The organism is Methanofollis sp. (genome assembly GCF_028702905.1).
Classification (GTDB): Archaea; Halobacteriota; Methanomicrobia; order Methanomicrobiales; family Methanofollaceae; genus Methanofollis.
On record NZ_JAQVNX010000079.1, the window covers coordinates 1 to 10,190 of the forward strand.

General features: G+C 63.3%; 10 protein-coding genes and 1 pseudogene. 6 read left to right on the top strand and 5 right to left on the bottom strand.

All coding sequences use genetic code 11. The features are described from left to right. The 4 genes from PHP59_RS09315 to PHP59_RS09330 all read right to left on the bottom strand — a co-directional run. Positions 1–344 (bottom strand): hypothetical protein (locus tag PHP59_RS09315; RefSeq protein ID WP_300166310.1); only part of this gene is annotated, 344 nt, incomplete at its 3' end. Between the two features lie 75 nt (positions 345–419). Then, the gene (locus tag PHP59_RS09320; RefSeq protein WP_300166311.1) at positions 420–2,228 is read right to left on the bottom strand and encodes a beta-propeller domain-containing protein; all 1,809 of its coding nucleotides are present in this window, start codon (positions 2,226–2,228) and stop codon (positions 420–422) included. Between the two features lie 20 nt (positions 2,229–2,248). Continuing rightward, positions 2,249–3,517 (bottom strand): DNA methyltransferase, encoded by a 1,269-nt coding sequence (locus PHP59_RS09325; protein ID WP_300166312.1) that lies wholly within the window; start codon positions 3,515–3,517, stop codon positions 2,249–2,251. 38 nt (positions 3,518–3,555) lie between these two features. Next, the gene (locus PHP59_RS09330; protein WP_300166313.1) at positions 3,556–4,671 is read right to left on the bottom strand and encodes a TIGR04084 family radical SAM/SPASM domain-containing protein; all 1,116 of its coding nucleotides are present in this window, start codon (positions 4,669–4,671) and stop codon (positions 3,556–3,558) included. Positions 4,672–4,892: 221 nt separating this feature from the next. Here PHP59_RS09330 and ablA point away from each other — a divergent pair, with 221 nt between their 5' ends. The 4 genes from ablA to PHP59_RS09350 are packed head-to-tail and all read left to right on the top strand — an operon-like array spanning position 4,893 to position 7,987. Then, positions 4,893–6,206, top strand: coding sequence for a lysine 2,3-aminomutase (ablA, locus tag PHP59_RS09335; RefSeq protein ID WP_300166315.1), 1,314 nt, complete (start codon positions 4,893–4,895; stop codon positions 6,204–6,206). Next, positions 6,199–7,038, top strand: a complete 840-nt coding sequence (gene ablB, locus PHP59_RS09340) for a putative beta-lysine N-acetyltransferase (protein ID WP_300166317.1) — start codon at positions 6,199–6,201, stop codon at positions 7,036–7,038. The genes ablA and ablB overlap by 8 nt, the downstream gene beginning before the upstream one ends. A gap of 27 nt (positions 7,039–7,065) precedes the next feature. Next, complete coding sequence (locus PHP59_RS09345) at positions 7,066–7,227, top strand: rubredoxin (RefSeq protein WP_300166319.1); 162 nt, start codon at positions 7,066–7,068, stop codon at positions 7,225–7,227. 1 nt (position 7,228) lies between these two features. Continuing rightward, positions 7,229–7,987 (top strand): hypothetical protein, encoded by a 759-nt coding sequence (locus tag PHP59_RS09350; protein WP_300166321.1) that lies wholly within the window; start codon positions 7,229–7,231, stop codon positions 7,985–7,987. 24 nt (positions 7,988–8,011) lie between these two features. Here PHP59_RS09350 and PHP59_RS09355 read toward each other — a convergent pair whose 3' ends face one another. Then, on the bottom strand, positions 8,012–8,629 hold the full coding sequence (locus tag PHP59_RS09355) for a protease inhibitor I42 family protein (protein ID WP_300166323.1): 618 nt from the start codon (positions 8,627–8,629) through the stop codon (positions 8,012–8,014). Positions 8,630–8,833: 204 nt separating this feature from the next. On the opposite strand from PHP59_RS09355, the gene PHP59_RS09360 reads away from it, so the two are divergent. Then, on the top strand, positions 8,834–9,289 hold the full coding sequence (locus tag PHP59_RS09360) for a response regulator (protein WP_300166325.1): 456 nt from the start codon (positions 8,834–8,836) through the stop codon (positions 9,287–9,289). 720 nt (positions 9,290–10,009) lie between these two features. Beyond that, a pseudogene (locus PHP59_RS09365) lies at positions 10,010–10,190 on the top strand (RNA-guided endonuclease TnpB family protein); the annotation flags it as partial.

Sequence of the window (10,190 nt, forward strand, 5' to 3'; positions counted from 1 at the left end):
GCGGTGGCGGCCCTCATGATGCCGGCGAGGACGGCAAGACGGCACCCGCCCTGCCCTCCATCCCTGTCGAGGACGAGGGCGACGACGACATGGCCGCCCGGCCCCGGCACCACCCGCCCCTTCGCCGCGAAGCAGTCCGGACCGACGCAGAGGGTTGCAGACGCGGCACCCTCCTCCCGCACATGCGCGAGGAACGCGGCGAAGTCCGGCGAAGAGAGCAGGTCGTCCGGCACCGACGAAAAGAGGGGGTTCGCCCGGATGACGCGGCCGTCCCGGTCGATCACGCCGACAGGCAGGGGGAGGGCCTGCAATATGGCTGCGGGTTCGGGATACTCGATAACCATAACGTCAGAAGACCTCTCCGGCAGGGACAATAAAAATATGGGATTGAATGCGACGCGGGGAAGACGACAGGGCCGTCACCCCCCCATCTCCGGCGGCAGGGGCCGCGGGGTGGTCACCACCGGCGGCGGGAGCACGCTCGAATCCCCCAGGACGACCGACCCGGCGCGGGTGCAGTCCGGGAGGTCGGTCAGGACGACGGAGAGTTCGGAGATCGTGGCCAGGGTCTCGTCGAAGCGCACCGTCCTCTCCACCCGCCCGTCCCATGACGGTTCGTGGGCAATGGTCCCGATATGGTCGATGCCCTCCCCTTCGGAGACGGTAAAGACGTACGCCCCGTTCCAGGGAGAGGAAGAGACGGGGTATTCCCGCCCGTGATCGAAGACCGGGAGGACAAGGACGCCGCGCCTCTCGTCGAAGAAGAAGGCCTTATGGTCCTCGAGGGCCGGCGACCCGGTCATCTGGCCGCCGATGACCGCGGTGTCGACGACCGTCGGGGCCGAGACATTGCCGACGTCGAAGAGGGCGACCTTCAGGCCGCCGTTGACGGTGCCGCCCCACTCACTCACCGCCGTCTCCCTGCCGACGCCGATGAGGCAGTGGTCGCCGCAGGGGTGGAGGTACTCGGAGTAGCCCGGTATCTTCAGGGCGCCGAGGACGGCGGGCTTCGTCCCGGAGAGGTCGATGACGAAGAGGGGGTCGATCTGCCTGAAGGTGACCAGGTAGAGGCGGTCGCCGATGAAGCGGGCCGCGTAGATCCGCTCGCCCGGCGCGATCCCTTCGAGGGCGCCACGGGCCTCCAGATCCCTGTCGAGGAGGTAGACCCCGCTCGTGCTGTTGTTCTGGAAGGAGGTCGTCGCCACCCTGAGAGTGTCGCCCGCCTCGTCCATCGAGAACTGGTTCTTCACCGTGCCGTTGATCATGCCTGTCGCCGCATAGGCGGCGCCGCCGGGCGCAAGGGCGAAGCGGTGGACGACCGACTTCCCGCCGGGGGCGTCATAGTAGGCGAGGTACAGGTTCTTCGCCGAGACGTACATCGTCCCCCCGTCGCCGAGGAGGAAGGAGACCGCCGACGCTTCGCGGCCGCCCGCCACCGGGAAGGAGGCGAGGGTGTGGAAGGTGTAGTACCGCTGGGGGATCGGCGGAGTGTAGATCGAGGGACGGACGCCCCCGGCCTCGGGCAGAGGATAGACAGGCGGGTCGGGGCGCTCCGCGGTCATGAGCCAGACCTCGCCGTCGATGAGCCGCGCACCCTCGTAGGCCCCGGTGACGGTGACGGTGTCGAGGAGACGGGGGTTCGCCCGGTCCTCCACCGACCAGATCTCTGCGGCGGTCACCTCCCTGTGCACCGGCACCGGCGCCGCGCTCCCCTCGGGGGTGACAAGGTCGTCCTCCGTCTTCACGGTGAAGACAACAAGGCGGTCGCCCGCGAGGAAGAGCGCCCGCGGCCACCCGTCCACCGCCGCACGGCCGACGACCTCCGCCTCGCCGGGCGGGACAGCGCGGACGATGACGAACTCCCCTTCCCTCAGGATATAGAGATACTCCCCGTCGTTCTTGACGACGTCGGCCTCGTCCACGCCGGCGACCTGGACGTTCGTCGAGGAGTAATCGGCAGCACCGCCGGCCGTCGGGGCCATCGTGGGGGTGAGGGTCCGGGGCGCCTCTGCCGGCGCCGTATCAGGGACGACGCCGTCCACGTACCCGCCCGGCGGGTACGTCGCCGCATGCTCTTTCAGGAAATCGATCACCTCGGCATCGGAAGAAAAGGTGCGCAGGCCGCTCTCGTCCACCCCTCCCCCCGCGTCGGGGAGGAAGAGGGCGAGGCCCCAGACACACACGATCAGCAGGGCCCCGGCAAGGGGCAGGAGTATCCACCGGTCCATGGAGGATCATGGACACGGCATTATATATCGGGATCGATAACTGCGGATTTTTTCGCACTCTTCCCGCCCCGTTCGGGCTTTCTGAAGAGGACGATGCGGTTCGTGTTCGTCCCGCCGGCATTGTTCGCGATCCCCCAGATATTCGAGGTCTTGGTGAAGGCCTGGCTGTTCACCATGATCCCCTCGGGGAGAAAACCGGCCCCGGCGCCGAGGGGGACCACATGCTCGTCGAGGGCGACGCGGCCGTGCCGCACCTCGCCGACCTCGAAGGCGACACGGCCGCCCGGCCGCGTCACCCTGAAGAGTTCGGCGAAGACCCGGCCCATCACCGCCTGCCACTCCTCCACGGTCCGCGCCGTCGTGATCCCGGCCCCGACCTCCGCGGCGTCCAGGCCGTTGAACCAGCACCGCAGCCAGTTGTCCTTCGCATACTGCACGATGTCCAGGAAGGGCGGCGAGGTGACGGTGAGAGCGACGGAGGCGTCCGGGATCGCGGGCGTCTCGTCGGCCCGGCCCGTGAGGAAGAGGGCGTCGGTCCCCGCGCACCTGAGGGCCGCCTCCTCCTCCGGGGAGATCCGCGTCAGGAGTTGCTGCGACTTTTTCAGGATAAGGGCATGGGTGTCGCGGTACTCCGGTTTCTGGCGCCTCTTCTCATTGATCCGCCGCTGGCTCTCCGGCGAGACCGCCTGGTTCGGGGGGAGGGTGTAGACCGAGAAAAAACCTTTCGAGTGGCCGGTGAGCCGGTTCGTCGCCACCATCCTGATCCAGCGGTCGGCGTCGTCCTCGTCCTCCCCTCTGTCACGGAGGTACCGGCGGAGGGCGACGATCTCGGCCCTGGTCTTCGGGTGATAGAACATCGAGAGGTCGGTGCCGGCCCGCCCGCCCCGCACCCGCGGGATCTCGTCGAGCCTTTCGGCGACCGCGTCGAGAGACGGCGGGGAGAGGCGCGGCCTCGCAAGGACCGCACTCAGGGGGTTGATGTCGTTTGCGATCACCCGCCGCCCCATGAGGGCCGCCTCGATCGCGGTCGTGCCCCGGCCGCTGAAAGGGTCGTAGACGACGTCCCCGGCCCGTGTAAAGAGGTCGATGAAGAAACGGGGGAGCTGGGGCTTGAAACACGCTCGATACGAGACTTCATGAATAGACGAGGCCTGACGCTGCCGCGACGTCCAGAACTCGTTTTGATAGCGCGGCACCTCGATCCCGCCGCAGCGAACAGTGTCCCGGCAGGTCGGACTCCCGTCGGCGGCGACAAAGTTCCCGATAGAGTCGTCGAGGGAGGGGGACATCAGAGTGATATCACTCCTGAACAGTCTTAATCTTTCCATCAGGGAATGATCTCACAGCCATTGAAGCGTTCGTAGGAGAAGTCGGAGACGGCGATCCTCCCCTCCGCAATGAGCCCCCGCACCTCGGGAAGCGCCGACGCCAGGGCGTCGTGGAGGTTCTGCACTGTCCTGCAGACAAGACGCCGCCCTTCCTCGGGCCAGGGAAGGAGGATGTTCGAGTACAGGCACCGCCCGCCGCAGAAACTCCTGAGGCTGCAGGAGGTGCAGGGGTCGCCGACATGGACGACAGGGAGGTCGTGGGGGGTGACGGAGGAGACATGGCCGAGGTACCAGTCCTTCATCCCGACCATGCAGGGGCAGGGGATGACGGTCCCGTCTGTCATGATCGTGTAGTTCGCGTAGCCGCAGCCGCAGCGGAGGCTGCTTCCCTGCCCGAGGAGGAGGTCATCCATGCACCCCAGGAAGGGGTACCACCTGGGCACCCGCCCCTCCTTGCGCATCGCCGCCACCCACCTCCCGACAAGGCGGCGTATGCCCGGGTTGTACGACTCCGCCATCCAGGCGGCAAAGTCGCGCCGGGAGTAGTCGCCCCAGAAGTTGGCGTCGATCTGCCAGTGGATGGAGGTAAAGTCCGGGAGGTCGGCAAGGTGGAGGACCGCCTCCTCGATCTCGGTGTCCTCGGCGACGGTCATCCTGGCGATGAGCTCGCCCGCATACCCGCCGGCACGGATTGTCCGCACGTTCTTCATCACCCGCGCATAGACCCCGGCACCGCGGTGGGCGTCGGTGAGGGCCGCGGGCCCGTCGACGGAGGTCAGTATCGTCGAGAAACGGTTGACAATCTCGGGGCCGAGACGGTCGAGGAGGAGGCCGTTGGTCTGGACCATGAACCGGCAGGCGGGAGGGGCGTTGTCCATGACCTCCTGGATCAGGTCGCGGCGCAGCAGCGGTTCGCCGCCGTAGAAAGTGAGGGTCGGCGCCCGGTCCTCGGAGAGGAAGCGGTAGAGATCGGAGAGGTCGAAGGAGAGGTCGGGGGGCACGTCCTCCTCGATCGCCACCTCGCGCCCGCAGGGATCCATCTCCTCGAAGTCCCTGGCACGGCAGTACGAACAGCAGAGGTTGCAGGCGTCGGTAAGAATGAGGTGGTAGTACATCGCTCTCTACAGGTTGGCGTGTTCGGGCGATAAATCGAGCGGCAGATCTGCCTTCAGAGATGCTACACCCACCAAAATTGAAGACGATATATCGGCATTTTTCGATGTCCCCATAGACAGATATCACGGCATAAACCCCCGTTTCGAAAAGATCATCGTATAAATAAATATTGGAGCCACTATATCATAAGTCGGCAATAAAGATCCCGCGGAGAATTCCGATGCTTACCGACACGACGACCGAGCAGAAGAATGCAGAGCGCACCGACGCCGACACCGCCGTGGCACGGTGGAACGACTGGCAGTGGCAGGTCAGCCATGCAATCCGCGACATCACGACATTTGAAAAAACCCTCGGCATCACCATTCCGCCGGAGGAGAGGGCCGCCCTTGAGGAGACAGTGGCAAAATTCCCTCTCCGTGTTACGCCGTACTATCTTTCCCTCATTGAACGAGACGACTACACGAACGACCCGGTCTTCATGCAGTGCTTCCCGTCGACCCGGGAACTCAGCGTCGAGGAGTCCGACCTCTCCGACCCGCTGGCCGAGGACGCCGACCACCCGGCCCCGTGCATCACCCACCGGTATCCGGACCGGGTGCTCTTTCTGGTCTCCAATGTCTGCGCGATGTACTGCAGGCACTGCACCAGAAAACGGAAGGTGGGAGACACGGATTCCATCCCTTCTCGCGGGGAGATCGCGGCGGGGATCGCATACATCAGGTCGCACCCCGAGATCAGGGACGTCCTGCTCTCGGGAGGGGACCCGCTCATGCTCCCGGACGATATGCTCGATCGGATCCTCACCGAACTCGATGCCATCGATCACGTGGAGGTGGTGCGGATCGGCACCCGCATCCCGGTCGTGCTCCCGCAACGAGTCACAGACGATCTTGTCGAAATGCTCGCCCGCCACCACCCGCTCTGGATCAACACCCACTTCAACCATCCGAAGGAGATCACCGCCACGGCCGAGAAGGCCCTCGGAAAACTCGCCGACGCCGGTATTCCCCTCGGAAACCAGACGGTCCTCCTCGCCAATGTCAACGACTGTCCGCGTCTTCAGCGGGCGCTCGTACATAAACTCGTCAAAAACCGGGTGCGCCCGTACTATCTTTACCAGTGCGATATCAGCGAGGGCCTCTCCCACTTCAGGACGTCGGTCGCAAAGGGGGTGGAGATCATCGAGAACCTCATCGGTCACACGAGCGGTTTTGCCGTCCCGACCTATGTGATCGACGCACCGGGGGGCGGCGGCAAGATCCCGGTGATGCCCACCTACCTGATCTCATGTTCTGACTCCAGGGTGGTGCTCAGGAATTACGAGGGTGTTATCACCACCTATCCCGAGCCCGCGGACTACCGGCCGACGTACTGCGACGGAGACTGCTCGGAGTGCAGCCTCAAACTGATGGAAGAAGGTGCCCGGGAGCAGGGCACCACAGGGATCGCAAGCCTTCTCTCGGATCTCGATCCGACCGTCACGCTGGTCCCGGAGAACACGGACAGAATGGAGCGGCGAAACGATGCCTGACCGGGTCGCCGTCATCGGGGAATCGACGGTCCAGCACGGCCCGGCGAACAACCGCGTCTATCTGATGCATCTCTCGGCGGGAGACATGCACGGGATGCCGGGCCTTTTGATCGAACTGGCAGGACGCCGGGGGTACACGAAGGTGATCGCGCGCGTGCCGGCACAGGCACTCGACGGCTTTCTCCGGGAGGGGTACCATGTCGAGGCCACGGTGCCCGGGCTGTACCGCGGACGGGAAGACGGTTTCTTCGTGGCCAGGTTCCTTGACGCAGAGCGAGCGAGCGACCCGTCGGCCGGTGTCGACCGCTCCCTCCTCGGCAGGGAAACGTCCGAACGGTGCAGAGACCTTCCTGACGGGTTTCAGGTCAGGGAAGCACGGCCGGAGGACGCCGCGGCGGTCGCGCACCTGTACGCGGAGACTTTTGTCACCTATCCCTTCCCGATCGGGGACCCGGACCATATCAGGAAGGTGATGGCAGAGGACGTACGGTTTTTTGTCGTCGTACGGGACGGGAGGATCGTGGCGGCGTCCTCGGCCGAGATGGACTGCACCGGCGAGAACGTCGAGATGACCGATTTCGCCGTCCGGCAGGATTGTCGCGGGCTCCGCCTTTCTGCGGCCCTGCTGCAGGTGATGGAGGAGGAGATGGTGGCGAGGGGGATGAAGACGGCGTATACCATCTGCCGGGCCGGTTGGTACCCCATCAACCGCCTTTTTGCGGGCGCGGGGTACCGGTATGGCGGCACTCTTGTCCGGAACACCCAGATCTGCGGGAGATGCGAGAGCATGCATGTCTGGTACCGCCCTCTCCGCGGATCTCAAAAGGGATAAGTATCATGGGTGGCCTTCTTTGCAATCATGGACATGTACAGGTGCACCAAGTGCGGGTACATCTATAACCCTGCAAGCGGGGACCACACCCAGAATATCCAGCCGAACACACCTTTTGAAAAACTTCCCGAAGACTGGGTCTGCCCGAGGTGCGGGGCAGGCAAGAAACTCTTCGTCCCTGTCGAGTAGAATGAACCACGAAGACGGGCGCATCGCCTGCATCGACATGGAGTTTGGGCACGTCTACGGGACGCACCGCAACGTCGTCATGCCCATCGAAGTCGGTGCGGTCGTCTACGGCCGGGACGACGACATGCCCGCGTTTGCCGGCAGGATTTTTGCGTACGACATCGAGGTCGAGGTCTGGCAGAACAGGATCGGCCCCCTGGGGGTGCGGACAGGCGTCAAGACGAGCGTTGCAAATCCCGGGAAGGGGCAGGACGGCATGCCGTACGACCCCTCCCACCGCCTGGGCGGCAGGGAGTGGCGGCGGGCGCGAGAGGTGGCGGCCGCGTCCTTCACCGACCTCGGGGATTTTATGAGAGATCTCTGCGACGAGGACGAGATCTCGCGGTTCGCGTTCTTTGCGCGGGGCATGGAGACGAAGGCCCTTGCACGGGCGGGTTTCGACCTCTCGGGATACCGCTGCACCGATCTCCAGCACGAGGTCAGGGCGGCCCTCGGCATGAGAGACGTCCTCTCCCTCGACCGCGCCTCCTGTATCATCGATTTCGCCCACGCACAGGGGGAGATCCTCTCCCGCCACTACCGGTACCCGGTGCCGGAGGTCTATGACGGCAGGATCAGTCCGCACACGGCGGTCGGGGATGCTTCCCGGATCTTCCTGCTCGCGCGGGAGTTTTATGCCGAGAAGGATGGGTTTCTCACGGCGGCCGGGGAGTATTTCTCCGAGTGTGCCGCGGTGGCGGCGAAAAATCAGGAAGTCTAGAAGGGGGAAAAAAGGGAGAGGGGATCAGGCGACCTTCAGCGTCAGGGAGAAGGTGTCCTCGGTCCCGGTCGTGTTCTCCCAGGAGCGCTTGTAGACGGCGGAGAAAGTCTGGTTCCCTGCGGCGTCGGCACGCACAAGCCAGAGGTGGGTGCCGCCCACGCCGACCATGCCCTCGGCATGGGGATCAACGGTGTAGGTGTCGTTCAGGAGGGTCAGGCCCGCGGAGAGGGTCGTGTTCCAGCTGTACCCGGTCGTCGGGTTTTCTGTCAGACTGATCCCGACGATGTCGCCCACCGTGGCGTTGACCGCGGTCCCGTTCGCCGTCTTGTTGAAGGCGCCGGTTGCCGCACGGTAGACCGCCCATTCGTCGGCCTCGGTGCCGTTGTCGAAGATGCAGACGCCGTACTCGTTGCCGGCCGCGTCCTTCCTGGTCTCAGAGGTGTAGCCCTGCTCCTGGCACCATGCCGCGGCGGGGTTGGGCATGCCGATGACCGTCTCCGTCGGCGTGACAGGGGCGGTGGTGTTCACCGGCACCGGAGTGGTCGTGTTCGTCTGCGCCGGCCCGGTCGTGGTGCAGCCCGCACCAAGGATGCAGGCGCAGCACAGGAGGGCGAGGGCGCCCAGAATAACGTTTCGTACCATACAGGAAAATGGACGCCATGAGAGATAAATCATACGAAAACTACGACGATTTTCGTCATCATCTACCGGAAACCGGGGTCATCGACATTCCCCGAAACATGGAGCAGCTTTCCTGATGGGGAGATGGATACGAGGGGTATTTTCTGATACAGGATCCGGGAATTATAGGAACGATTATATGCACGACACAATAATTACCCCCTAATGCCCCCCTACACAGACGAGCAGATCCGCGTCCTCATCGTGGACGATGATCCCACCCTCCTGAACGTGATCGGACTCTTTCTGGAAAGTACCGGTGAGATCAGCACCACACTCGCCCACGAAGGTCGTGAGGCCCTGGAAAGGATGGAGAGCGAGCATTTTGATGTATGTATTTCTGATTTCGAGATGCCGGAGATGGATGGGATCCGTCTCCTCGAAGAGTTCAGGTATCGCGGGATGGACCTTCCCTATATCCTGATCACCGGCGGCAGGCACGGCGACGTGGCCTCCCGTGCCCGGACGGCGGGAGCGGGATGGATCATCAAGAAGGTCAGCGAAGGAGATAGTTTCTTCCAGAAACTGATCGATGCCGTCTGGGCGGCGACAGGAAAAGGAGAGAACGGACACACCCTCTCCGGAGGCCACAGGGAGTACCCACCTGGCGTCCACGCGTAGACCCTGTACCTCCGGTGAGTGCCCCGGAGTATACCTGAAAATCAATTTCAGATAATCGGACCGAATTACGTTGAGCAGTAACCGTCTCTGTAGAATCAGGCATGAGTCAGGAGCACGCCTCAGGCATACCGCATGAAAATTGTTCTGAGGAGTTCGTCTGGTCAACGTGCCTTCCCGCACGCTCGCGCCGGGGGCGCTGCCCCCGGGCTCCCGGGATTGCGATAGGGCGGACCTTTCTGAAGGTGGTTTTGCCCTCTCCATCTTCATCATGGAGTGCTCGATGAGAGTCAAAGCCTCATGAAAACCCGGAGAACTGATCTTCTGGATCATTTTCCTGGAGTGTCTTTGCCGGGGGCATTAGTCCCCCGATGATCTGTAAGGGGAAGGCAGTGTATCCGAGTTCACTCATTCTACAAAACCCGGTAACCTGTATTCATTTCTAAATGGGCAAGGAGACCCCGGCCAACAGGTGCAGCGAGGAATTGCCCTTTTCACAACAAAAACTCACACAGAGAGAGTGTTATCAGTTGTTTCTTGGGGCACCACGTGGGTTTTGAGCACCAGAGGTACGGTATAAGGGCGGGGGTGCGGCCACCCGGACGGGATCTTTCTTCAGAAAGAGTTTCAACTTCCTCCGCAAGGAGTCCCCGGTCTTTAGGCCGGGGAGGAATTGCGGCTCACACACATAACTGCAAATACTTTTGAGTGAAATAATTACATGTGCTCACCCCAAAGACGGTCATCCTCAAGACGGACTGTCCTGACTCCGATCTTCTTGACCGGACGGTACAGACCTACACGGAGGGGATGAACTACGTCTCTGCGGTCGTGTACACACTCGGGAAACCGAAGGGTTCCGCTGCCCTCCAGAAGATCGTCTATCCTGCTCTCCGGGAGCAGA